Raw genomic sequence first — 24,770 nt, 5'->3', positions numbered from 1 at the left:
TGCTGCGGGAAATCGTGGAGTGCTGTGCCGACGCTTGGCGATGTCGAACGCTTCGCACGTCCTGGGCCATCATCGTGGTCGGTATCACAGTTCATTCGCTGGTAGTACGTCCTGCCTGACACTCATACGGGACTCTAATGGCAGCAAAGGAGCGAAGGAGCCGACGACGCCAATTATTCATTCCGCGCAAACTTCTGTTCAACCGTCGTTAAATTTGATGTTCGGAGCGGTCGAATTCACCAGCAGAAACACGGTTGTCTCGGCGCCCGGGCGAGGCGGCGTGAATCCGGTGCGGTTAGTCCCCGACGATGACCAGCGCCATCTCCGGGCAGGAAGCCACACCGTCCCGAGTCGCCGGTTCATCTTCGTGGGCGACCTCGCGTTCTTCCAGGATCGAGTATCCCGACTCGTCGATCGGGAACAGTTCGGGATCCACCGCGAAGCACTGCGCGTGGCCCACGCACCTGGACTGTTCGAGACGCACCTTCACGCCAGTCCCCTTTCGATGCTCGACGCTGGATCGGCTGATCCGACCGTAAACTGACCGCGCCGGTACGCCGACTCTAGCGGCGATTGGTGAGCGCCCACCGTACCTGCCATATTGGGACCGCGGTACCTCAGCCGCAAATGCGATCCCGAGTGGCGTAGAAGTAAAGGAAAGATTTCCAGCAAATGAATATTCCGGGCATTGGTGATAATAGCGGATTCTATTTGCCCCGGTTGGAATACTCGGCGCTGCCGTTCACCGAGGATCGTGGCGCGGGCTGGAAGACGTTACGGGATGCAGGCCCCGTTGTGTTCATGAATGGTTACTACTATCTGACGCGACGCGACGACGTGCTCGCCGCACTGCGGAACCCGAAGGTTTTCTCGTCGTCGGTGCTGCAGCCCCCGGGCAACCCGATGCCGGTGCTCCCGCTCGCGTTCGACCCGCCGCAGCACACCCACTACCGACGAATTCTGCAGCCACACTTCAGTCCTTACGCGCTGAGCAAGTCCCGGCCGGTACTAGAGCGTCACGCGGTGGCGATGATTGACGAGATCGCCGTTAGGGGCGGCTGTGAGGTAATGGCCGACTTCGCCAGGCTGTACCCGTTCCAGGTTTTCCTCGACCTTTACGGCCTGCCGTTGCAGGATCGTGACCGCCTGATTGGCTGGAAAGACGTGATCATCGGCGACAAGCCCAACCTCACCCCGGCTGAACTCGCCGAGGGTCAGATCGCCCTGTTCGAGTACCTCAAGGATGCAATCCTGCAGCGCCGGCAGCATCCGGGTTCCGACCTGCTGTCAGTGGTCATGACTGGCGACGACGCGTTCTCCGACCTGGAGGCACTCGGCATGAGCCACCTGCTGATCCTGGCTGGCCTGGATACCGTGACGGCCGTCATCGGCTTTTCCCTCTTCGAACTGGCCCGCCGGCCGGCACTTCGCACCCAGTTACGCGAAGACCCCAGGCTGGTCAGGGTGTTTATCGAAGAGGTCATCCGGTTGGAGCCACCGGCGCCGGTGGCGCCTCGGATTGTCACCGAGCTAGTGAACGTGGGCGGCATGACGCTGCCGCCCGGATCGCAGGTGCGGTTATGCATGGCTGCGATCAACCGCGACGGCAGCGACGCGTGGTCAACCAACGAGCTGGTAATGGACGGAAAAGTCCACCGGCACTGGGGATTTGGCGGCGGGCCGCACCGTTGCCTGGGGTCGCACCTGGCGCGGATGGAACTGACGGTGATCCTCGGGGAATGGCTGAAGCGGATTCCCGATTTCGAGCTGCCGCCGGGCTACAAACCCGAAATCAATTTTCCGTCCAAATCTTTCGCGCTCAAGGCGTTACCGCTGCGCTGGGTTTGATTGCCAGGCGTCAAACCCAGCGCAGCCCGGCCTTCTACTTGCGCACCTCGGTGGCAGCAACTTGCACGAAAACTCCGGTGTCCTCGGCCATCAGCAGGCCGCGGCCGCGGGGCAGCGGACCACCCTTCATCTTCCCGCGGATGAAGCCCTCGTCCGCGTCCGCGTCCATCACCAGCAGCGGCGCATTCGCCTGGTGCAGGGCGCGCAGCATCGGGTCGCTGCCCGCGGATGACCAACCGCCGAAGCTTCGAGTGACAATCACGTGCAGGCCGACGTCGGCGGCACGGTTCACGAACGGAACCGCCTTGTGCAACGGCGAGTCGAAGCCCGGGGGCAGCTGCTGGATGTCGTCGACGATCAGGAAGATCTCCGGCCCGCTCCACCACGACCGGGACAGCAGCTCCTCGGCCGACAAGCCGGGTGGTGGCTCCCGGCCCGCCAGGGTAGCCGCCAGCTCGCCCATCATCGCCACGACGCCGTCGAGGTTGTAGGCGAACCTTTCCACGTAGTCCGATCCGAGCGTCGTCAACAGCTGACGACGCGGGTCCACCAGCCATACCTGTGCGGACCGCCGTCCGGCTGGTGGTGGTGGTGCACTGCTGGCACCGGGCGCGTACAACCGCCCGATCTCGGACATGATCGTGGCCAGCGTCGTGGTACGTCCGCACTCGCGACGGCCGGTGACCATTAGGTGCGAGTTCTCTGCGAAGTTGAGGTAAACCGGCTGAAGATCCAATTCCGAGATGGCCCAAGCGATCCCGCCCACGCCTACGCCCTGGCGGGTGTCCCGGGCCGCGAGTTCGCGCACCTGTTCAACGCCGAATCTCGCTGGCAGCCGTCGCACCGGCGGAGCGGCGGCAGTGGTCAGGCGGCTGACCGCGGCGACAACGCTGTCACTTTCGAACACGTTGTTTGCTGTGTTCGACAGGGCGGGCCGCGCGACCAGGGTGTGCAGACCCGCTTGCGGGTCGCTGTCCAGCCGCACGTAGTTGACCGCAACCATGCCCCGGCCGGGCTTGACCGGGACATCCTTGGCGAACCTGGACCGCACCAGCTTGGCGTCTTCCACCGCAGCCAGGCGCAGCTCGACGCGGGATCCGAAGCCACTGCGCACCGGTGGCCGCAGCTCGGATTCGCGATCGGCGGTGACCACGACATGCACGCCGAAGGACGGACCCTGGTTGATGATCATGTTGACCTGATCGATCAACACCTCGTTCTCTTCGGCCAGCGCCCGGTAGTTGTCGATGACCAGATAGACGTCGCCGAAACCGTCGTTGGGCACCGGACCCGCTTCACCGCCGAACCTGCGCCGCCGGAACATCTCCATCGACGCGATGCCGTACTCGAGGAAGCTGCGCTTGCGCTCACGCACCAGCGCCAGCAGCTCAGCCACTGTGCGGCGCACGCCGTACGGATCGGTGGGCCCGGCCACCTCGCCCACGTGCGGCAGCTGCGCGATAGTGGTCAGCGCGGTGCTGCTGTAGGCCAGGCAGTAGAACTGCACCTGCTCGGGTGTGTGGGTCAGCGCGGCCGAACAGATCAGTGTCTGCAGGGCCGTCGTCTTGCCCGAACCTCCGGCGCCCAGGATCAGCACGTTGGAGCCGGGCCCAGAGGTGTCGACCGTCCACGGCGGCTGGTCGTGCTTGAAGGGGCGGTCGATGATGCCGATCGGGAACACTAGATTCCTGGCCGAACCGTAATCGGTGTGCCACGGGCGACCGAGAAGTCGGTTGACCAGTTCGTCGATGGCGACCGGCTGAGTCAAGGGCGGCTGCCACAGCCGGTACGGCTCGAAGTTGATCTTGCGCAGCTGATCGATGATCACCGTGCCGACCTTCGGCGTCCGGATCGCTTCTTCTTCCTCGTCGGGCTCGTCGCCGGGGAGGGCGAGCAGGTCACCGCTGGGGTAAGTGGGCGTCGGCTCGACGCTGGGGCCTCCGACGCTGACCTCTAGCGGCGTAAACGAATTGGTAAACAGCTGCGGGCGCACGTAATCGATGTTGTGCACCAGCACCGGCGCTTCCTCGCCGTCGACACTGGTCAGTCGGAAGTAGTCGCGCCACAGGAATTCGGCCTGGAATCGGATGATGTCCTCGAGGCTCTTGCGGAAGTAGCCCAGGCCAGCTTGGGCGGGCAGGTTCACGGCGTTGGGCACACCCGCTGCCTGCGCGGCACCCGCTGTACGGGCTTTCAACACCAACCGGTAACCCATGTTCTCCATGAGCTTTTCGGCACGGCTCTCGATGGTCTGGGAGGCCATCATCAGATGGATCCAGTAGGCACGTCCCTGCCGCCCGATCGAGTCAAGCACGTCGACGGCGGTCGGCATGATCCGGAACCACTCGTAGAACTCGTCGATGACGACCACCAGCATGGGCAGCGGCGCCATGTCCTGCCCGCGTGCCCGCATCCTGGTCCGCACCGAGTTGTATTCCTTGGCGTCGTCGACGCCGGCGCTGTCGCAGATCGCCTTGCGGCGGGCGATCTCGCCCCACAATGCGTCCAGGAAGCGCTCCATTAGCGCCTGGTCTTCTTCGAGGTCAGTGATGATGCGTGAAACGTGCGGCACCCCGGCGAACGGTTTGACCGCCGACCCACCCTTGAGGTCTGCCAGTACGAACTGCAGCTCCTCGGGTGGGTGGCCCAGCATCAGGGACTCGATCACGGTCCGCACCAGCGTCGACTTACCCGAACCGGTGGTACCCGACATGACGCCGTGCGGGCCGTCGCCGCCCTCGTCGAGCGACTTCATGTCCAAGAACAGCAGCTCGCCGTTATCGGAGCGGTTGCCGAACGGCACCCGCAACCGTGAGCGGCCCATCGTGTCGGTACGGCTACCCCACAGGTCGTCGAAGTCAATCGATGCCGGATCGTCAATCCCGTAGTAGGACAGGATGTCTCGGGCGCCGATGTGGGCCACCCGCTGACCGATCTCTTCGTACGCTTCGGCCAGTCGCCACTGTGCCAGCTTCTGGCCGAACTCCTCAGCCTCGGCGGAGCTCATGTGGTCGGTGAGCGCAAAGAACCAGGCCTTGTCGTCGATCACCATCCAGGTGTCGCGGTCGCGTGGCAACGCCTCGATGACGCCGATCTCGTCGAATTGCAGCTTGCGCTCAGGTACTTCGGTCCACATCGACGATCCCGTGAGATCGAAGAACGTCACCCCGTCGACACCCTCCGCGCTGATCACGTACTCCCATTGCGGGTCGTCGACGTCGGCAATGATCACATGGTGCGGTGTCGGTGTCTGCGCCGAGGAGCTGGCGTGCCGCGGTGTGAAAGACCCTCGCCCGGCGAACAATTCGGCTTGCTCGGCGGCGAACTCGCGAACCGAGCTGTAGACCATGCGAGCGTTGCCCGCCGCGTCGTGGCGGCGCGAGTCACCGAAGTGCGGAAGCCACTTGACCCAGTCCCACTCCTCCAGGTCGGAGCTGACGATGATGAACTGCATGTGGTCGGGGCCGTGCGAGAAGGTCAGCTGGCAAATGATCGAGCGCATCAATCCCAGCACCTGCTCGCGATTGCCGACGAGCGCGTACCACGGTTCGACGAGCACCGAGATCATCTTCGGCAGGTTGTAGACGACGCTTTGGTAGCGCCCAAACTCTTGCAGCGCCTTACCTGTCACCGGCTCAAGCTCGATGTCGGTGGGCATGTTCTGCGGCTCACCCCAGGTCACCTCGGGGCGAGTCATGCCGACGCCGACCCGGACCACACCGAAGTTGAGATCTTTACCGTCGGGCTTGCGCTCCCACATCCGCGACGATCCGACAGCCGCCGACAGCGTGTTGGGCGCCGGGTGGTACCACCGGTAGTTGGCGTCCATGCTGTCGGCCGACTCCTGCGCGGTCTCCCGCAGCATGTCCAGCATCAGCATGAACTGCGCGCGCATCGCGTCCAATTTGGGCCGGCTCATCTGTTGCTGGCCGCCGAACCGGCCACCGAACATCATCATCATCATCCCGCCGACCATGAAGATCGGGAAGATCGAACCGACGCCGCCGAATACGTGCGAGCCGCTGGCGAACGTCATGGCGACCATGCCGCCCAGCAGGCCGATCACCACGACCCCGATGACGATCATGTACCACGGCTTGCCCTCGGGCGGAGGAATGCTCAGCGGTGTCGGCAGGACGATGTTTTCCGGTTTGATGACCGGAGGCTTCTCCGGGGTCGGCCGGGCAAAACCACGTTTCACTTGGGTACCACCAACTCGGCAGGGGATAGATCCATCGGAAGGGTGTCGTGTTCGACCAGCGCGTCTGCCCGCGACAGCGTCGGGCCCTGCGGCAGCAGTCGCAATGCCACCCAGGGAGCCAGGCTCGGTCGCGACGACAGGCCCAGTGCTTCTCTGGCTTCCTTGGTGTCGTCGACGCCGAACCGCGCGCCCGCATTGGTCAGCCACCACAGCGACTCGGTGGTCTGTGCGTCGGGGTTGTTGCCGGTGACGGCCACGAAGTTCGCGTAGTCGGGGCCGAAGTAAACCTGGTCGGCCTGGCGACCGGTCGGGTCAGCCTTCACCAGATTCACGACGCGGTTCATCTCGCTAGATTTGATGGGCAGTGTTGGACCGGACACCACCTGGACCCGGGCGCGGTTCTCGCCGGCGGTCCGTTCCCACCACCAGCAGGTGGACGGGTTCTCCCGGATGTCCAGCACGTTCAGTGGATCGTTCGGGTAGGCCGACAGGTCCAGCCGGTTGACCACGGGCATCTTGGCCAACGCGGACGGCTCGACCGTCACCGGCTTGGTGTTGCCCGGACGCCCGGCGTTCTGCAGGATCTGGGCCACCAACGGTGGCAGGGTCTGGACCCCGTCCACCAGGACCAGCGAATACTGCTGAGGCCCGCTGATTTGGGGCGTGACGAGAATGGTGCCGACGGGTCCGGGAGCACCGGGGAAGGTAGCCGGGGCCCCGGCGTTGGGCACCTCGGGGACCAGCAGTTCGGGCCCGACCGGCAGGGCGTCGTACAGTGCGTGGCTCATCGGCCGCGCCTGACTGACCTGCTCGGGCGTCAGGCCCAGTGGTAGGAGCACCGAACGATCGGTGGCGTCGATCTTCGACCGGCGACCCTCGCGGATTACCCAGGCGCTCCCGCCGTAGCTGAGCACGACGGCGTCCGAACCGCTCAGCACGCGGCGATGGCCGCTCATGTCCGGGGTCCCGTCGATGACGGTGACCGTGACACCTCCGGCGGAGGGAATGTCCGACGCGGAGGTGCCGCCGACGGTGTCACAGACCAGCCAGGACGAGGCCGTCGGACTCTTGGGAGAGAACTCCGCCGGTGCGCCCGGGATCCCGACCAGCGGTCCGTGCGGCATCTTGGCGATCTGGCTGCCACGGACCAGGTGCGGGTTGTCTGGCCGCCCGGTGATCAGTCGCGCCGAGGCCAGGTTCAGCGCCGGGTAGAGCCGGTCGCCCACCTTGACGTACAGCGCGCCGGAGTCGCGATCGGCGATGATTGGCGCCTCGTTGATCTGGCCCGCGGGGCTGATGAACGAGTACAGCAACGCTCCCAGGCAGATCACCAGGGCCGCCGACACCGACGCGACGACGGCCAGCGTCTGGCGCCGGCCCGGTTCGATCTCCATCCGGACCCGCCAGCGGGTCAATGCCATCGCGGTGCGGCGCGCCAGGAACTGATAACCCGTCACCTGGGTCCGCGTCGACAAACCGAGGCCGTAACCCGACCCCCGCTGTCCGCGGCTATGTTCGGCCACGCTCGATCACCTTCCGGTTGTGTCAAAACGCCTGGATATAAAGCCCTTCGGGTACATCGGTAACCGTAGGGCACCCGCAGCGACCTCGCCAGGCGTTAGTGCCCGCACGGCGTCCCCCACGGCTTCATCGTGTCTTCATTGGGCATGGTAACCGGCATCGGCCGACTCGGCGCGCTAAGTCGCATACCGCTCAATCAAATGCATTGAGGTTCGATCAACCGCTTTGAGCTGCGGATAGCGCCGCCGTGCCGGATGCGTCTCGGACGCCGAACGCGTCCGCCGACGGTTACAAAGGCCCCGCGCTCCCCCATGTGTCCCGCGTGGCCGCAAGATTGGCGTCATGACTGAGCTCGCGCCCTCCCTCGTCGAACTCGCCCGCCGCTTCGGCATCGCCACCAGTTATCAGGATTGGACGGGCCGGCACGTGCTCGTGTCAGAGGACACCCTGGTCGCTGTCCTCGGGGCGCTCGGCGTCGCGGCCGATACGGAGCAACACCGCAACGACGCCCTGATTGCCGAGCGTCGCTCCTACTGGGAACGGCTCATGCCGCCGACCATCGTCGGGCGTTCCGGGGCGCAGACCCGGTTCTGGGTGCATGTGACTCATGGGGCGCCCGCCGACGTGTGGCTCGAGCTCGAGGACGGCACCGAGCGCCGCGGCCGGGACAGCGGGATCGTGCAGGTCGACAACTTCACGCCGCCGTTCGATCTGGACGGACGCTGGATTGGCGAAGCTAGTTTTCTGCTACCCACCGATCTGCCACTGGGCTACCACCGGGTGCACCTACGTTCGGACCACGACCAGGCCAGCACCGCTCTGATCGTGACGCCGGACTGGCTCGGCCTGCCGGAGCGGCTCGGCGGCCGGCGCGCCTGGGGGCTTGCCACCCAGCTGTACAGCGTGCGGTCGCGAGGGTCGTGGGGTATTGGCGACCTCACCGATCTGGCCGATCTGGCGCTTTGGTCGGCTTCGGTGCACGGCGCCGACTATGTGTTGGTCAACCCCTTGCACGCCGCGACGCTGCCCGGGGAGCAGGGAGACCTCAAACCCATGGAACCCTCGCCCTATCTGCCGACCTCGCGGCGTTTTGTCAACCCGCTGTATCTGCGTGTCGAAGCCGTTCCCGAATTGGTCGAGCTGCCCAAGCGCGGACGGGTGCGCCAGCTGCGCGCCGACGTGCAGCATCGGGCCGGCCGCGTCGACAGCATCGACCGCGATACCGCCTGGGCAGCCAAACGGGAGGCACTCGAATTGCTGCACCGGGTGCCGCGCTCAGCGGGCCGCGAACTGTCCTACGCCGCATTTCGTGCCCGCGAGGGCCGAGACCTGGACGACTTCGCCACTTGGTGTGCCCTGGCCGAGAAATACGGCGCTGATTGGCATCGCTGGCCGGAGTCGGTGCGGCACCCAGATGCCGCGGGGATCGCGAAATTCGTCAAGAACGAGGATGCGATCGATTTTCACCGTTGGTTGCAGTGGCAGCTGGACGAACAGCTCGCCGCGACGCAGTCACAGGCGGTGCGGGCCGGAATGACCCTCGGGATCATGCACGACTTGGCGGTCGGTGTGCATCCCAACGGGGCCGATGCATGGGCCCTGCAGGATGTGCTGGCGCTGGGGGTGACCGCAGGTGCACCCCCAGACGAGTTCAATCAGCTGGGTCAGGACTGGTCGCAGCCGCCGTGGCGGCCTGACCGACTCGACGAATTTGAGTACCGGCCCTTCCGGTCGCTGATTCGGGCGGTGCTGCGCCACGCCGGCGGCGTACGCATCGACCACATCATCGGGTTGTTTCGGCTGTGGTGGATTCCCAGCGGTACGCCACCCACCGAAGGCACCTACATCCGCTACGACCACGAAGCGATGATCGGCATCGTCGCGCTGGAGGCGCAGCGGGCCGGGGCCGTCGTTGTCGGGGAGGATCTGGGCACCGTCGAGCCGTGGGTGCGTGACTACCTATTACTACGCGGGCTGCTGGGCACGTCGATTCTGTGGTTCGAGCAGGACGACTCCGCTCCGGGCGGTGGACCGCTGCCTGCCGAAAGATGGCGGGAGTACTGCTTGTCCTCGGTCACCACCCACGACCTGCCGCCGACGGCCGGCTATCTGGCCGGCGAACATGTGCGGTTGCGGGAATCGTTGGGGTTACTCACCCGGCCGGTGGAGGCGGAGTTGGAGTTCGCCGCGGCCGAGCGGGCGGCATGGTTGGCGGAGCTGCGCCGGACCGGGCTGCTCGCCGACGGTGAGGACCGACCCGAACAGGTGATCGTGGCGCTGTACCGATATCTGGGGCGCACGCCGTCTCGGCTGCTTGGGGTCGCGCTGACCGACGCGATAGGTGATCAGCGAACCCAGAATCAGCCCGGGACCACCGACGAATATCCCAACTGGCGGGTACCGCTGACCGGTCCGGACGGGCGACCAATGATGTTGGAGGACGTGTTCACCGACGTGCGGGCAGCCACGCTGCTGCAAGCGGTCCGGGCGGCGACGGAGCCGGCGTGATGGTGGCGCGCGCTGAACTCAGCGACTTGGTCCATCGCTATGCGGCCTACGTCGACGACCACCAATTCGATTTGACAGCAGGGCTTTTCACCGTTGACGCGACGTTGACGGTGCCCGATCCGCCGGAGTCGTTGAAACCGATACACGCACATCGCGGGCGAGGGGCGATCGCGTCGGCGGTGGCCGCGGTGGCCGCAGTGACCCGCACCGAGCACGCGATCGTCGGCGAGGTCTACTGCGACGGCGCACGCGCTGGGTGCGCCGTCGGCCGCATCGCCTGCATTGCCCACCACTGGAGCCAGCGCCACGACGGGGTGTCGGACGTCGTCTGGCACCTGCGCTACGACGACGAGTACGAACTCGCCGGCGAGGGCTGGCGGATCAACCGCCGGGCCCTGACGGTCAACGCCATCGAAACGCGGTCGGTGCGCCGATTGCTGCCCCGCGACCCCGAGTAGCGCGAAGTCCAGCGGAGTGGCTGAACTCGGCGATTGTCTAGGTTTCAACCACCATGATTTATACAATCGATGTCGTAAAATTTTCCGGCTGGAAATGAGGGGCATCGGGTGAGCACTGCACACGAGACTTCGGCGCGACGTACTCGAGTACTCGATCGGCGGCTTGGCGTGGACTACGCCAGCGAAGTGCACGAAGCCGAGGACGTGGTGGATGTCGAGAATTACGGCGGCGGGTTCGATCTGACCCGGCGGGCCACCGCACCCAAGCTGCGGGTGGGGCGGGACAGATGGTTCAACCTGCTCTGGCTGCTTCCCATCGGATTCGCGCTACTGGTCGCCGGAGTGGCGATCGGCAAGGGCTTGCACAGCATGCCGGCGGTGCAGTCGTTCATCCAGCGCTACCCGGGAACCGGTAGCCATGCAGATGTGATTCCCGGCCGACCGGCCTGGATCGGTTGGACGCACTTTTTCAACCTCTTCATGATGATGTTCATCATCCGATCGGGCATCCAGATCCTTTGTGACCATCCGAGACTTTACTTCAGCCGCAACGCCACACCCGGCAAAGACGAGTGGCTGCGCGTTGGGCCACCGGTGCCCGATGACCCGCTGTGGACAGCCAACGCCGACACCGTGGCGCTGCCACCACAATTCGGATTACCCGGCTTCCGGCACTCGATCGGGCTAGCGCGCTGGTGGCACCTGGGTATCGACGTGCTCTGGCTGGTCAACGGCGTCGTCTTCTATGTATTGCTATTCGCCACCGGGCAGTGGCGGCACCTCGTCCCGACCAACTGGGACGTCTTTCCCAATGCCTTATCAGTTGGTATTCAATACCTTTCGCTCCAATGGCCGAACGACAACGGCTGGGTCGCGTACAACAGCATGCAGTTGCTCGCCTACTTCACCACCGTCTTCATCGCCGGTCCGGCCGCTTTGATTACTGGCCTTGGCATGTCCCCGGCGCTGTCGCAGCGCGTGCACTGGTTGAGCAAGCGATTGAGCATTCAGCACGCACGTTCGTTGCATTTCCTTGTCCTGGTGTACTTCCTGTTCTTCATACTCACCCATGTCACGATGGTCTTCACCACCGATGCGCTGCGAAATCTGAACCACATGTTCGCCTCCCGCGACGACGAAAGCTGGGTGGGCTTTGCGGTGTTCCTCGCCGCGATGGCGGTGGTGGCCGCTGGTTGGGTGGCGGCCTCGCCGTTCACTATTCGCCATCCCCGGGTGGTGCAGCGGGTGGGCTACGCGCTGGTTGGCCCCTTCCAGCGGGCACTGGAAAGGCTGAACCCGAAGCCCGGCGCGTTCACCGAGAAAGACATCTCGCCGTACCACTGGCGCAATGGCCGGTTGCCCGAAACAGTCGAATACAAGGAGCTGGAGAAGAACGACTTCGCGGACTGGCGGTTGCGGGTTTACGGTCTCGTCGAGAACCCGACGGCCTTCTCGCTCGAGGACCTCAAAGCGTTGCCCTACCACGATCAGATCACCCAGCATTTCTGCATCCAGGCATGGTCGGGTGTGGCCAAATGGGGTGGGGTGTCGATGCAAACCATCATCGACATCGTGAAGCCCCTCCCGGAGGCCAAATGGGTGGTCTTCTACTCCATGGGCGAAGGCGCCACCGGCGGCATCTACTACAACGCGCATCCGCTGGAGCAGATGACACACCACATGAGCATGTTGGCGTACAACATGAATGATCAACCGCTGCCCTACCTGCACGGCCGACCGCTTCGGCTGCGCAACGAACTGCAGCACGGCTTCAAACAGGTGAAGTGGATCAAAGGTATTGAGTTCGTTGCCGATTACTCCGAAATCGGAAGCGGCTACGGCGGCTACAGCGAAGACCACAAGTACTTTGGGCGCCATCAGACGCTTTGACACCGCGCAAACCACTCTTGGGTGCGGAAGTCGTTTATGCCGAACGACATTCGGGTAGGCATCGAGGTAGAAGCCGTGCGACGACAACGGGTTGTCTCGGCTAATGACATCGCTGCAAAGGAGTTCTAGGTCGTGCCTGAAACCGACCAACGTGCTGACGGTCCCAGTCGCCGGCGCCCACATCGACACGAGCCGCTGCAGGTTCCCGACGCCGCGCAGCGCGCACCGGGACTCCTCGTCGTCGCGGGTGCCGTACTGGCCTTCGTGGTTTCGGTGGCGGCTTTCTCGCTTGGGAAGGTGGATGCCGGAATCGCCACCGCCAGCGTCGGAATGCTGGTCCTGAGTGCGGGTTTGTCCTGGCTGGCAATGGAGCGTCGGCGAGTACGCGACCATGAGCGGGGCATCCGGTTGCGCAACCGCCAAGCGGGCTAACGCAATTCGGCGAGGTTCTGCACCGAATTGCGCACATCCGAACGCAGCACACGAGCCACCAACCGACCTACCGGCCCGCTCAGCACGCCACCGGACAGATCGGCGTGGAGGTGCAACGTCGAGCCTTGGTCGTTAGGGGCAACGCTCATCGCGACCGCGAGCCGAACCCCGCCGCGGCCGTGACCGCGCAATTCGATGGAATTCGGCTCGTCGTAATGGGTCACCTCCCAGTGGATGACATTGCGGAAACCTTTGACCTTGATCAGCGATGAGACACACGTGCCTTGCTCAACGGTCGCCGGAACCTCGCCGCGCCAGCCGCCGAAGATCGTCATCCACTCGTCGAACCGCTTCAGGTCTGACGCGAGTTTCCAGGCGGCTTCGGGTGACACGTCCGACGTCGTCGAGACATCTACCTGCGCCACATCCGCACCTCCCCGCCGCTGGTTACTTCCGGCTTAGCTACCCGGCGGCATTCACCGGGAAACACCGCACCAACGACGCCGTGCCTGATGCGACGCAGATCACGCTGCCGCGCCGCGAGAGTGTTGAGTCCGCCTCAGATGCCGGTCCAGGCGGTTTCCACCTGGGTGGCGACGTCGATGACCTGGGCAGCCTGCGACTTCGGCGAGTCGATCTCCTCTTTGACGTACTGAGCGATGAACCGCCGGATCTCTCCGTCGACGCCGGCCAGGATGCGCAGCACCTCGCCGCGGATCGACTTGGACGAGACATTGACGGTGATGTCGGAGGGCCGCGGCTTGGATACGTCAACGATGATCAGCAATGGTTCCGCGGCACGCGCGGTGGCTCGCAACGCGATATCGCCGGCGACAACGAAGCGTTGCTTGTCCAGTCGCAGATCCAGCAGCAGGTCGATGGTGAGCGGGATGTGGATCACGAACGTGATGAGATCGCCGAGCTTGCGGGTGACCCGCGGTTCCTGAATCTTGACGTTCGCGCTGACCTTGGCAATGCCGCCGGGGCCCTGGGCGATTGGTTCCATGGCGAACTCGCTGCCCGCGATCTCGGAGAACGCAGCAGCCACCCGATCCGGCGTGACGGCAACCTCGAAGAATCTGCGGCCGAATTCTTCGTAGGTGAGCAGTTCGTGGTTTTCCATAAGCTCCTACCGTCTCACGTCAGCGGCCCACTCGGTTGCCGACCCGCTTGCGTCGCCGAAATTTCCGCAGTGCTTCCGGCTCGGTCGAGTCTGACCGGCCCACCAGGGTGAGCTGGGCCACTTTTGCCGCGTTTGTGAACAACGCCACAAGCGGGCTCTTCGATTCGGTGTGTCGCGGGGCGGGCTGCCACGCTTGAAGTCATTGGAGGTGTTGGATTGTCATGCGCGCGAATGAACCCCCCGAGCAGCGCTCCTCAGTCTCGCGTTTGCAAGGGCTGCTGACCTGGTTGGGCGGCGGATACTGGCGCGAACTCGGCGAGCACCACGAGCGGTCCACGCACGCCGTCGCGGGTGCGGTTGTGGCGCTCGGCGCCGTGCTGGCCTGGGTTGTCGCGGCACTGGCAGTGCACTCGTCGGTGCACACCGCGCCGCTGTGGGCCGTTGTCGCGCTAACTTTGCTGGTCGGGCTGCTGGTGGGTGCGGTTACCCGTGCCATAGCAGGCGGCCCGGACCGCGGCAGGGCCGGAATCCTGGGTCGTGCCACGGTCGCCGTCGCCGTCGGCGTGATCGTTGGAGACCTCGCGGCGCTGGTGGTGTTTTCCGGAGTGATCGACCAGCGCCTCACCGAAGGCGCGGTGCGCACGGCGGGCGCGGCCCCCGCCGTCGCGCAGGCCGAGTCGTCGCTTCAGCAGGCCCGCATGGCGCGATCAGCGCTCGACACGACAGTGGAGCAGGCGCGCGCACACCTCGACCAAGCTTTGGTGGTAGCACGCTGTGAATACAATCCCACTCCGGCGTGTCCGCAGACCCGCATCACCGGTGTTCCCGGTCAGGGCCCGGAGACACGATCGTCCAACGAATTGCTCGCCGACGCGCAGCGCGAGCTGGACAACGCGCTGACGGCCCGCGACCGGCAGGCTCCGGAACTCGATGCCCGCGTGGCGCGGGACGAGCAGGCCTTCGCCAGTGCGCGGCGCGCAGTGCTCGACGACGGCCGCCAGGGTCTAGGGGCGCGCTGGGTGGCCATGAACGACCTGACCCTTGCCGGCCCTGGTGCCGACTACGGCGCCTTGGTGCTGCGCCTGTTGACCATCGCGTTCTGCGTGCTGCTGTACCTGCTGCCGCTGATCCTGCGGACGTGGCGCGGCGAGACCACCCACGACCGCCGTGCCACGGCACGGGCGGAACGAGAACGTGCCGAACTCGATGCCGAGACCGCGATTGCGATCAAGCGGGCCGAGGTGCGCCGGGCCGCCGAGATCATGTGGGCCGAGCATCAACTCACCCAGACCCGCCTCGCCATTGAGGCGCAGGCCGAAATCGACCGGGAGCAGCAGCGGCGGCGGGTCGTCGAGGCGCTGGAAGCCCCGGTGCACGCAACGTCGGAACGCACCTTCGAGCCAGTGCTTGAGACAGTGGAGGAAGACATGTATTTGCCGATCGCCGCCGAAGCGGAGGCGGCCAGCCGCGCGGTGGCCGAATTGCCCGCCGGACATCGGGAAGCCGGAGTTCAGGATGGCGAGCTCGCCACCAACGTTCGAGCCGAGCAGGCGCAATACGGCCTGCAGCGATACGAAGAGCCGCAAGGCCGAGACGAGGAACGAGGAAGCCCGTTGATTCCGTCAATCGAGGACGCCACCAAAGCTGCGGCCCGGTGGATCCGCCCGCTGGTGCCCCCGTTCGTCGCGCGGGTGATCGACAACACCACCCAGCCGCTGCGCAGTGCGCGCCAGGTATTCGAAGAGGTCGAGGAGATCGCATTCTCACTCAAGCGCACCCGCAAGGTGACGGTCGACTCGGAGACCTCCGATGGCGGCGGCGCCGGTCTGGAAGCGTCCCCGGCAGCTCAGGCCACTCGGGACAACAGGGTCGAGTCCTCGCGTGGCCAGGCGGCGCGACGGCATCATGCGGCCGATTACGGCCAGGTCGGCACCGAGACCGAATACCCGCCGTTGGGTTACGGACAGCCCCGCGACCTGGCCGGATTGTCGGTCGGGACGGACTCCGGCCGACCTGGCCGGCACGAGCTCGTCCAGCGCGAGGGACCACGCGAACTGCGTCCACCGGAGGGGCCCCGTCAGTTGCCGCCCGCGAAATAGGGTGCCAGTTGCCCTGATTGCTTCCGCTATCGCCGGCGGAATGCGCGGTGTAAACCTGGCGTATTGAGCTGTCGGGCCGGGCGTATTATCGGCCCGGACTTGCCCGACGGTCGTAGGCCGCGAAATTCTGGATTGGAAGCAGGACGTGGATCTGGTGGATCTCGTGACGGCAGCAATCACAACGCAGCACCTTGCGGCTTCTGGCGCTACCGCGCCCCCTGCGGACGCGGCATGAAGGTCAGTCTCTTTCTCGCCGACGCGGCCCAGTCCGATGTCCAGTCGGGGAAGGTCCACACGCTGGGGTTGGGCTGGCGACAATGTCAAACACCTACTCCCCCTTTCGCTTTGGTGATGTTTCTGGACATCGACTGGGACGAGACCAACAAGCAGCACAAGCTGAAATGCCAATTGCTGAACACCGACGGCCAGCCGGTGGTTGTGCAGGGGCCACAGGGACCGCAGCGCATCCTGTTCGAGGCGGCCGCCGAGGCTGGCCGGTTGCCGGGGGCTATTCACGGCACCGCCGTCCGCATGCCGCTCACCCTCAACATTCCCGGCGGGATTCCGCTGGACCCGGGAATCTACGAATGGCGCGTCGAGGTGGAGGGTTTCGAACAGGCAACCGCCGTCGAGGCATTCATCGTGTCCCCCGGGGGTGTGGTGCCACCACCTGCCTAGGGTGGTTATCGAAATATATTGGCGTGCGTGCTGATTGACTCCGGAGCGCCAATTGAGTGGTGTGTTGAAGGCGCATGTATGCCGTTGCTGGCTCATCGCCACGGACTCGCTGACGGCCGCGGTACTTCCCCGTTACCGCGGCCGTGCTCAACGCATCCCGGCCACGTCCGCCAACGAACGCAGGTGATCGGTGGCGAACAACTCGCCCCACTCGTCGCGGGCCGCGGACTGTGCATCCACGAAGCTGGGCGTCTTCTCGCCTTCGCCGGCCAGATGAACCAGTGCCCATGCCATCGCGAACACGGGAACCCGGTGCCGCTGTGCGGCACTGTGCAACTCATCGAACGCGGTGTCTGAACGGCACCGGCGCAGGCCGATCAAAATACCCTGCGCGGTGTCGAGAATGCGGCCCGAACTCGGACTGTGCGAGGCCTGGGTGGGAGCCCAGCTTGCCGTCATGCCTCGGTTACCTCCTACCGATGTCTGCCGGGCGGAGGATCATGTTGAATCGGAATATATCTCACCGCCGCGAGTCCCAATTGGCATCCCGTGCAATGATTTGTGGGTCGCGCCGCAAGCGCCAGACGTGAGTCGGCATCGATACCCTCCCGTGAGCGGGTTGATACCGGCCGGTTGCTCGAATCAGTCCGCCAGTGCTAGCACTTCGTCGAAGCCGGCAACAAGAGCGTCGTGAAAGACCTGGTAGTCGGGGATGGCGGCGGTGTCGACGTTGATGCCAATGGCGCAGGTATCGCAGTAGGACAACAGGGTGACGTTGACAGATGCGCCGATGGTCGGACCGAATGCATATTGTCCGCGCACCGAGGCGCCGCCCAGGAAGACCGGAATCGGCACACCGGGAACGTCGCTGGCCACGAAGTCGACGTGCCGCAGCACCGAACCGATATACCAGCGTGGCATCAGGTTGAGCAGGCCGGCGATGGCTTGGGTGTAGGGCAGTGACCGTTCGTCGCGTACCGCACTAGCCCGCTCGTGTATCCCCTTGATGCGTAACGCCGGATCGGCTTGTCCGACGGGCACATCGAACCGCATTAACGTGATCCGGTTGCCGCCCATGCCGTCGTTCTCGGTGCGCAGGCTGATCGGCATCGACAGGTGCAGGTCACCGACGCTGACGCCATGCTTCTCGTGGTAGCGCCGCAGCCCACCGGCGACACCGGCGACGAACGCGTCGTTGAGTGCCCCGCCGGCGCGGTGGGCGGCTTCGCGCAATTGCAGGCGTGGTACTTCATGCACGCCCAGGCGGCGGATCAGGCTGCGTTCCTTGGCGAGTTCGGATCCGGTGCGGTTGAGCGGCCGAATGGTGCGATACACCGAAGCCGCCTGGGCCACCGCCGAGCGGGCGGTGGTAACGGGCTGCCGAACACCGTCGTACACCAGTCGCGGCGCCAACTTCGCCGCGCCCACCAACGCACTTCCAAACAGGGAAGCGTTGTAGCGCACGGCATCCCGGTAGCTGCTTAGAGGGGAAGACTTGGATGCCTCCGGAATGGGCGGCAACGCCTCGACTTGGAAGTGTTCGGCGGACAGGTCGAACAAGGTCATCGCGATCTGAACACCGCCCACCCCATCGGTGAGCGCGTGGTGGAATTTGCAGATGACGGCCGCGCCACCATCCTGCAGTCCCTCGACCAGGGTGGTCTCCCACAGGGCGCGGGCCCGGTCGAAATCCTGCATCTGGGCCAGCCGTGCCATCTCCAGGACGTCATCGATTGTGCCGGAGCCGGCTATCGCGGTGCGGCGCATGTGGTAATCCAGGTCGAAATCGCGGTCGAACTCCCACCGCGGCGGAGTGGGCGGGGGCGATTGGACCACGCATTGACGGAACATCGGCATTGTGCGGCTCAGTACGTCGAAACGCTCGCGGACCGAATCCCAGTCCGGCGACCGATCCAGCATGATGACGCTGACCACGGTTGACCGCAGCCGCGGATCGCTTTCCATGCTCCAGGTGAAGGCGTCGCTGTTGCGCATGAATTCGGTCGCTGATCCCACGCGATAAACCTACGACCGAGCGCTGTCGATGTCGCTAGCTTCAACTCAGCCGAGGACCTTGGTCCCTGCGATTCGGGTCCTTGGTCGTGGCGGTCAGTCGCCGAGCACTCGCCGGGTGTAGTCGTTGAGGAAGACCCGGTTGGGGTCGAGTCGGTCGCGCACGGCGGTAAAGCGGTCCCACTCCGGGTATCGCGGACGCAGGGTGGCGGCGTTTTGATAGTGTCGCTTTCCCCAATGTGGCCGTCCCGCATAGTCATCCATGATTTCCTCGACGGCGCGGAAATAGCCTTCGAATTCCATGCCGGTGAATTGGTGCACAGCGATGTAGCAGGTGTCGCGGCCGTACGCGGTCGACAGGAACGCGTCGTCGGGAGCGCTGAATCGCACTTCGAGCGGAAACATGATCGGCAGCTTGCGGCGGCGCACCACGTCGATAACCCGCTGAACGGCCTCGCGTGCACGTCCCCGGGGAATCGCGTACTCCATCTCGGTGAACTTCACTTTGCGTGTGCTCGCGTAGACCTTCCAGCCATGGTCCTGCACGCTGGACGGTGACAGCAGACTGGTCAGCAGCCGGTTGAGTTGCGGTGCCGCACTGGGGAAGCGGCGTCCGGCCTGGCAAATGACATTGAGGCCAGCATTCTCGATTTCCTCGCCGAGTCGCTTCTTCCACCGCGGCTGCGGTCTGGGTTCCTCGTGGCTGCGGCGCGTGCTGCGCGCCAGCGCGGTGTCGCCGTAGGGGAACACGAAGAATTCGAAATGGTCGTTGCCGTCGACGTATTCGTCGAGGTGATGCATCGTCGTGTTAAGGGGTATCAGCTCGTCGCGGCGGTGCAGCGTGAACAGTGGCACCACCTTGATGGTGACCTGCGAGATGACCCCCAAAGCACCTAGCGATACCCGCGCCGCCAGATAGTCGTCCTGCGCTGAGCCGTCGGCGATCTCGAGGACGTCGCCGGTGGCAGTAACCAACCGGGCAGCCACGATCTGTGCCGACACATTTTGGAAGCGGGCACCGGTGCCGTGCGTGGCGGTAGCGGTTGCCCCGGTGATCGACTGCTTGTCGATGTCGCCCTGATTCTCTATGCCGACCCCTCGACGGGCCAGCTGCGCCAAGAGCGTATGGAGCTTAGCGCCACCTTCGACGGTGGCGAGCCCGTTGGCCGAGTCGACGTCGAGGATCCGCTGCAGACCCGTCATGTCGACCATAACGCCGTCGGTGCAGGCGCAGTCGGTGAACGAGTGGCCGGTACCGACGGCACGTACTCGCTGACCATTTCGGGCTGCCCTGGCTACGGCATCGACCAGTTCGGCCTCCGAGGCGGGACGCTCGATCGCCGACGGTGCGCACACCTGGTCGCCGGCCCAGTTGACCCATTTATCCGTCATTGCACCAACTCTCGCATCAACCGCGTCACAGGAACGTTTGCCCTTCACCGCGGTAGGTCGGCACCGTGTCGACGATCTGCGCACCCCGAACTAAATGCAATCGGGCGAACCGCTCGCACAACTCCCCCGCCTTGGTATGGCGGAAGTACACGCGGTCGCCCACCTTGAGTTGGCGCGCGGCCGCGCCGGTCAGCGGTGTCTGGACTTCACCGGCGCCTTCCATCGGGTTGAGCTTGAGCCCGGCCGGAAGGTAGGGCGTGGGCATGCGGTCCCTGGCGCCGACACCGCTGGCCAGGTAGCCGCCGCCAAGGGCGGTGACCGTGTTCTGGTCGGGCCGGCGGCAGATCGGCAGCGCGAACATGGCTGCGGGCTGCAACGTGAACGTGGAATAGGAGTCAAACAGCGTCGGCGCAAAAAACCCGGAGCCGGCGGTCGCCTCGGTCATCGCCGGCTCCTGGGCGACCAGTTGCAGGTCTCCAGTGCCGCCGGCGTTGACGACCTCGAGGTCGGCGACCTCTCGTACAAGTTCGACCGCGCGAGCGCGGCGGTCTCGCAGTTCCGCCATCGATCGGCGCTGCAGCCACCCAACAATCGCGTTCTGTGCGAGCTTGCCGGCGACCTGGTCTCCGAGTCCGGCGACGTGGCCCTCGTAGCACATCAGCGCGACAAGTTTCAGCCCCGGTCGTCGACCGATCGCCTCAGCTAGGGCGCGGGCCTGCTCGGGGCTGTGCACCGGCGAACGTTTGGGACCGATCCGCAGCCGCCCGCCGGCAAGCCAGTAACCGGCGTCGAAGTCCAGACCCAATCGAAAGGGCCGATCTGTCGCGCTTTGGATCAAGTCCAGGTGCTCAATGCTGTCGACCATCAGGATCGGCGCGCCATCGGGATCGGCTGCGGTGAGTTCGCCGAGTCGGCGCAGGCCGGCGCGATCGGTGCTCGGGTAAGCCAGCAGCAGGTTGTCGAACCCATGCCCGGCCAGCCACAGGGTCTCCTCCAGGGTAAACGTCATCAACCCGTCGAACCGTTGCTCCGAGTCCAGGATTTCACGGTGTAAATGCCTACACCGCAATGACTTCGAGGCAACTCGGATGGGCTTGTCGCCGGCTCTGGACAGCATCTGGCCAGCGTTGTGCCACATCGCGTCGAGGTCTACGAAGGCGAACGGCGCATCGAGCTCGGCGAATGCCTGCTCGTAGCGCTGCAGCCGGCCCTGCAGATCCAGCGGAACGGGCGAGTCACGGTCCATTCGCGCCGTCCTGACCCAACAGCAATCCCCGGCGACCGCCTGCACCGCCCGGCGCCCCGCCGGTGCCTGCCCCACCGTTTCCGCCATTGCCGATCAACCAGGCGTTGCCACCGGCGCCGCCCGCACCCGTACCGCCTGGGGCGCCGTTGCCGCCCGCCCCGCCGTTTCCGAGCAGCAAGCCACCGAGGCCGCCGGAACCGCCTGTGCCAATACCTCCGGCACCCGCGGTCCCGCCGGCGCCGCCGGTCCCGAACAGCAACGCGGCATTGCCGCCGGAACCGCCGTTGGCGATGCTGCCGGTGCCGGCACCGCCGTTGCCCCCGATGCCGCCGTTGCCGACGATCCAGCCGCCATTGCCGCCACTTCCTCCGGAGGCGTAGAGCACCCCGCCGGGGCTGGTCGCTCCGCCGTTTCCGCCATTGCCCCCGACGCCGAGCAGTAGCCCGGCCCGACCTCCGTTGCCGCCGATACCGCCGACCGGTTGCGTGGTGGCCGGGGTCCCAGCGGTCAACCCAGCAAGGCCGATGCCCCCGCCATTGCCACCCTGGCCGCCGACGCCGAGCAGCCAGGCATTGCCACCGGCGCCACCGAAGCCACCCGAACCGGCGTAGCCCTCAGTGAGTCCGCCGCCACCGCTGCCCCCGAGCGCACCGTTGCCGCCGGTTCCGCCGTTGCCGTAGATCAAACCACCGGCTGCGCCGCTGCCGCCCGTTCCGCCGACACCACCGTTGCCGCCGGTCCCAAGGGCGATCGAAGTGCTGCTGCCGTTCCCACCGGGCCCGCCATCGCCGCCGTGGCCTCCGCTGCCGAACAGGCCGACCGCTCCCCCTGCGCCGCCGGCGCCGCCGTGACCGCCGGGGTTGCCCAGGTTGCCGAGACTGTCCACACCGGCGCCGCCGTGCCCGCCGTCGCCCCCGCCGCCGGGCGCGCCGTACAACAGGCCGCTCTGGCCACCGGTGCCGCCTTGGCCGCCGTAGCCGCCCACGCTGCTGGTCGTTGCGTCGCTGAGGCCGCCGGCGCCGCCCGCGCCGCCCGACCCGCCGCCGCCGAACAGCGCCGCGCCGCTGCCACCCGCGCCGCCGGATCCACCGACTCCGCCGGCCGACGGGATGGTCTGCGTGGGACTCGGCAGCGGGGCCGCCCCGCCGGTGCCGCCCGCACCACCCGCTCCGCCGAAGCCGTAGAGCAATCCGGCGCTGCCGCCATTGCCGCCGCTGCCGCCGCTGGTGCCGACGATGCTGCCGGTCAGCGGGGCGGCTCCGTTTCCGCCGGTGCCGCCGAAACCGCCGTTGCCCCACAGCAGTCCGCCGTTGCCGCCAGCACCGCCGGCGAACCCGTTGCCGCCCGCGGTGCTGCTGTTCCCCGCAGCGCCGCCATTGCCGCCGTTGCCGAATAGACCGGCGTTGCCACCGTTGCCGCCGCCCTGATTGGTGGCGCCGGACCCGCCGTTGCCACCGTTGCCCCACAGGATCCCGCCGGCTCCGCCGCTGGCTCCGGTACCCGGGGCGCCGTCGGCGCCGTTACCGATCAGGGGCCGCCCGAACAACGTCTGCGTCGGCATGTTGATCAGATTGAGCAGGTCTTCACCGATGGATTGTGCGGCCAGCGGCACCGCATTGGCGGACTCGGCAAATGAGTAGGCGCCCGCGCCCGCGCTCAATGCCTGGACGAATTGCTGATGAAAGGCCGCCGCCTGGGCGCTCAGCGATTGGTATGTCTGCGCGTGCGCACCGAATAATGCGGCAACCGCAACCGAAACATCGTCAGCTCCCGCGGCGATCAGAGCCGTTGTCGGAGCTGCTGCCGCGGCGCTGGCCGCGTTGAGTGACGTGCCCAAATTCGCCAGATCGGACGCGGCCGCCGTCAGGAACTCAGGCGCCGCGACGAGATTCGGCGACCCAAAGAAACTCACCAGATGCCTCCCGCCGTCGAAAACCTCGCAAAGGCTATCGCGACAGCGTCGGCGCACCCCGCATTTCGGTGCGCCGACGTGGCTCAGTATCCGGGGCCGGCACCGATCATCTCAGGCGAACAGTTCACCCGTGCCGGGATCACGCTCCGCGACAATGGGGTAACTCACAGGATTGCCTTGCTGTCCTTCGCGCGGGCGATTTCGTCCCAATCGAGATCGAGTTCGAGCAGCACCTCCTCGGTGTGTTGGCCGTGTTCGGGCGCTCGCGTGGGCCCCGGCGGGGTCTCGTTGAACTGGACGGGGGCGGCTACGATCCGGTATTTCTCACCCTGGTCGTCGACGTTGGTGATGACGTACCCGTTGGGCTCGACCTGCGGGTCGTTGAGCGCCTCTTTCGGCGTGGCCAGCGCACCCCAGACACCCGGCTCGTCCTGGAGCACCTGCCGCCAGTGCGCGAGATCTTGGGCCGCAAATGCATTCGCGAAGATCGCGGTGGCTTCGGCGGCGTTGGCGATGAGGTTGCTGGACGGTACGAACCGCTCGTCGTTGACCAGCTCCGGAAGGCCCATGCGCTGGCAGAAGCCGGCCCAGAATTTGTCCGGCTGCAGGAAGACCAGCTGAATCCATCTGTCGTCCTTGGTCTTATACCGCGCCACCAGCGGGTTGATGGCCAGTCCAGGTGGCGCGCCGGGGATTCCGTCGATGTCGAACAGGTCGGCCACCGAAATGGACGGTGCGATCGCCCACATCGCTTGGGCTAGCAACGAGGAGTCGACGATGCTGGGCTCGCCGGTGCGCTCCCGATGGAACAGCGCGGCGCACACCCCGCCCGCCAGCGTGGCTCCGCCTTGTAGGTCGCCGAACGCCGGACCCTGGACCGCGGGGTTCTCAGTACCGAACGGGGTGAGAGTGTATGCCACCCCGCCGCGCGCAAGGTAAGTGGCAGCGTCGAATCCGCCGCGGTCTCGGTCCGGGCCGCGCACCCCCAGCCCGGTACCGCGGGCGATGATGATGTTCGGATTGAACGAGCGGATGTCCTCGACGGTTAGCCGGGCCCGGTCCAGCGCGCCGGGCAGCCAGTTGGTGAGGAACACGTCGGCGGAGGCCAGTAGGCGACCGAACAACTCACGGCCGGTGTCCGACTTGATGTCGATCGCGACGCTGCGCTTGCCCCGGTTGCTCAGTTCCAGGATGAAGTCGGTGTCGGCGCGTGCGGCCTGGCGGGTGAAACCGCCGACGACCAGCGCCCGGCCGGGGTCACCGGACGCGACGCCCTCCACCTTGATTACGTCAGCGCCCCAGTCCGCCAACGCGACTCCGGCCGAAGGCACATACGTCCAGGACGCCAGTTCCACCACTCGAACACCGCTGAGCACACCCGTCATCGACCGGCCTCTCTGTTAGCTAGGTCATTTCTTGCTATTTTAGATATTCTAGCTAGTGTAAGGA

At 65.7% G+C, this 24,770-nt stretch carries 18 protein-coding genes; 7 read left to right on the top strand and 11 right to left on the bottom strand.

Going from position 1 to position 24,770, the window contains the following annotated elements:
- Positions 1–295: 295 nt before the first annotated feature.
- Positions 296–490, bottom strand: coding sequence for a ferredoxin (locus tag H0P51_RS14520; protein ID WP_180913527.1), 195 nt, complete (start codon positions 488–490; stop codon positions 296–298).
- 182 nt (positions 491–672) lie between these two features.
- Here H0P51_RS14520 and H0P51_RS14515 point away from each other — a divergent pair, with 182 nt between their 5' ends.
- The gene (locus H0P51_RS14515) at positions 673–1,848 is read left to right on the top strand and encodes a cytochrome P450 (RefSeq protein ID WP_180913526.1); all 1,176 of its coding nucleotides are present in this window, start codon (positions 673–675) and stop codon (positions 1,846–1,848) included.
- A 34-nt stretch (positions 1,849–1,882) separates the two neighbouring features.
- Here H0P51_RS14515 and eccCa read toward each other — a convergent pair whose 3' ends face one another.
- A complete protein-coding gene (gene eccCa / locus H0P51_RS14510) occupies positions 1,883–6,049 on the bottom strand; it encodes a type VII secretion protein EccCa (RefSeq protein ID WP_180913525.1) in 4,167 nt (1,388 codons plus the stop codon).
- Positions 6,046–7,572, bottom strand: coding sequence for a type VII secretion protein EccB (gene eccB / locus H0P51_RS14505; RefSeq protein WP_180913524.1), 1,527 nt, complete (start codon positions 7,570–7,572; stop codon positions 6,046–6,048). Before eccB ends, eccCa begins: the two co-directional genes overlap by 4 nt.
- Positions 7,573–7,912: 340 nt before the next feature.
- Here eccB and malQ point away from each other — a divergent pair, with 340 nt between their 5' ends.
- From malQ to H0P51_RS14485, 4 genes are all read left to right on the top strand, one after another.
- Positions 7,913–10,078: a 4-alpha-glucanotransferase gene (malQ, locus tag H0P51_RS14500; protein ID WP_180913523.1), complete on the top strand. Its 2,166-nt coding sequence runs from the start codon at positions 7,913–7,915 to the stop codon at positions 10,076–10,078.
- Positions 10,078–10,536 (top strand): nuclear transport factor 2 family protein, encoded by a 459-nt coding sequence (locus H0P51_RS14495; protein WP_180918978.1) that lies wholly within the window; start codon positions 10,078–10,080, stop codon positions 10,534–10,536. Before malQ ends, H0P51_RS14495 begins: the two co-directional genes overlap by 1 nt.
- A 168-nt stretch (positions 10,537–10,704) precedes the next feature.
- A complete protein-coding gene (locus H0P51_RS14490) occupies positions 10,705–12,426 on the top strand; it encodes a molybdopterin-dependent oxidoreductase (protein WP_180918977.1) in 1,722 nt (573 codons plus the stop codon).
- Positions 12,427–12,558: 132 nt separating this feature from the next.
- The gene (locus H0P51_RS14485) at positions 12,559–12,858 is read left to right on the top strand and encodes a LapA family protein (RefSeq protein WP_246397962.1); all 300 of its coding nucleotides are present in this window, start codon (positions 12,559–12,561) and stop codon (positions 12,856–12,858) included.
- On the opposite strand, the gene H0P51_RS14480 is transcribed toward H0P51_RS14485, so the two are convergent.
- Both H0P51_RS14480 and H0P51_RS14475 read right to left on the bottom strand, forming a co-directional pair.
- The gene (locus H0P51_RS14480) at positions 12,855–13,283 is read right to left on the bottom strand and encodes a type II toxin-antitoxin system Rv0910 family toxin (protein ID WP_180913522.1); all 429 of its coding nucleotides are present in this window, start codon (positions 13,281–13,283) and stop codon (positions 12,855–12,857) included. The two genes, H0P51_RS14485 and H0P51_RS14480, sit on opposite strands and share 4 nt — an antisense overlap.
- A 134-nt stretch (positions 13,284–13,417) precedes the next feature.
- Positions 13,418–13,981 carry a hypothetical protein gene (locus H0P51_RS14475; protein ID WP_180913521.1) on the bottom strand — a complete coding sequence of 188 codons (564 nt, stop codon included), beginning with the start codon at positions 13,979–13,981 and terminating at the stop codon, positions 13,418–13,420.
- Positions 13,982–14,202: 221 nt separating this feature from the next.
- On the opposite strand from H0P51_RS14475, the gene H0P51_RS14470 reads away from it, so the two are divergent.
- Together H0P51_RS14470 and H0P51_RS14465 are read left to right on the top strand one after the other, a co-directional pair.
- On the top strand, positions 14,203–16,080 hold the full coding sequence (locus H0P51_RS14470; RefSeq protein ID WP_180913520.1) for a DUF4407 domain-containing protein: 1,878 nt from the start codon (positions 14,203–14,205) through the stop codon (positions 16,078–16,080).
- A gap of 231 nt (positions 16,081–16,311) precedes the next feature.
- The gene (locus H0P51_RS14465; RefSeq protein WP_180913519.1) at positions 16,312–16,758 is read left to right on the top strand and encodes a DUF6941 family protein; all 447 of its coding nucleotides are present in this window, start codon (positions 16,312–16,314) and stop codon (positions 16,756–16,758) included.
- Positions 16,759–16,905: 147 nt separating this feature from the next.
- Here the strand turns inward: H0P51_RS14465 and H0P51_RS14460 are convergent, their stop codons facing one another.
- The 6 genes from H0P51_RS14460 to H0P51_RS14435 all read right to left on the bottom strand — a co-directional run bounded on the left by H0P51_RS14460 (position 16,906) and on the right by H0P51_RS14435 (position 24,706).
- A complete protein-coding gene (locus tag H0P51_RS14460) occupies positions 16,906–17,217 on the bottom strand; it encodes an ANTAR domain-containing protein (protein WP_180913518.1) in 312 nt (103 codons plus the stop codon).
- A gap of 183 nt (positions 17,218–17,400) precedes the next feature.
- A complete protein-coding gene (locus H0P51_RS14455; RefSeq protein WP_180918975.1) occupies positions 17,401–18,753 on the bottom strand; it encodes a wax ester/triacylglycerol synthase domain-containing protein in 1,353 nt (450 codons plus the stop codon).
- A gap of 114 nt (positions 18,754–18,867) precedes the next feature.
- Positions 18,868–20,163 (bottom strand): D-arabinono-1,4-lactone oxidase, encoded by a 1,296-nt coding sequence (locus tag H0P51_RS14450; protein ID WP_180913517.1) that lies wholly within the window; start codon positions 20,161–20,163, stop codon positions 18,868–18,870.
- A 25-nt stretch (positions 20,164–20,188) separates the two neighbouring features.
- Positions 20,189–21,409 carry an amino acid deaminase/aldolase gene (locus H0P51_RS14445; RefSeq protein ID WP_180913516.1) on the bottom strand — a complete coding sequence of 407 codons (1,221 nt, stop codon included), beginning with the start codon at positions 21,407–21,409 and terminating at the stop codon, positions 20,189–20,191.
- Positions 21,399–23,321 carry a PE family protein gene (locus H0P51_RS14440; RefSeq protein ID WP_180913515.1) on the bottom strand — a complete coding sequence of 641 codons (1,923 nt, stop codon included), beginning with the start codon at positions 23,319–23,321 and terminating at the stop codon, positions 21,399–21,401. Before H0P51_RS14440 ends, H0P51_RS14445 begins: the two co-directional genes overlap by 11 nt.
- A gap of 164 nt (positions 23,322–23,485) precedes the next feature.
- The gene (locus H0P51_RS14435) at positions 23,486–24,706 is read right to left on the bottom strand and encodes a CaiB/BaiF CoA transferase family protein (protein ID WP_180913514.1); all 1,221 of its coding nucleotides are present in this window, start codon (positions 24,704–24,706) and stop codon (positions 23,486–23,488) included.
- Between the last annotated feature and the right edge of the window lie 64 nt (positions 24,707–24,770).

It is taken from the genome of Mycobacterium vicinigordonae (assembly GCF_013466425.1).
Lineage (GTDB): Bacteria > Actinomycetota > Actinomycetes > Mycobacteriales > Mycobacteriaceae > Mycobacterium > Mycobacterium vicinigordonae.
This window is presented reverse-complemented; position numbering and strand designations above follow the sequence as displayed.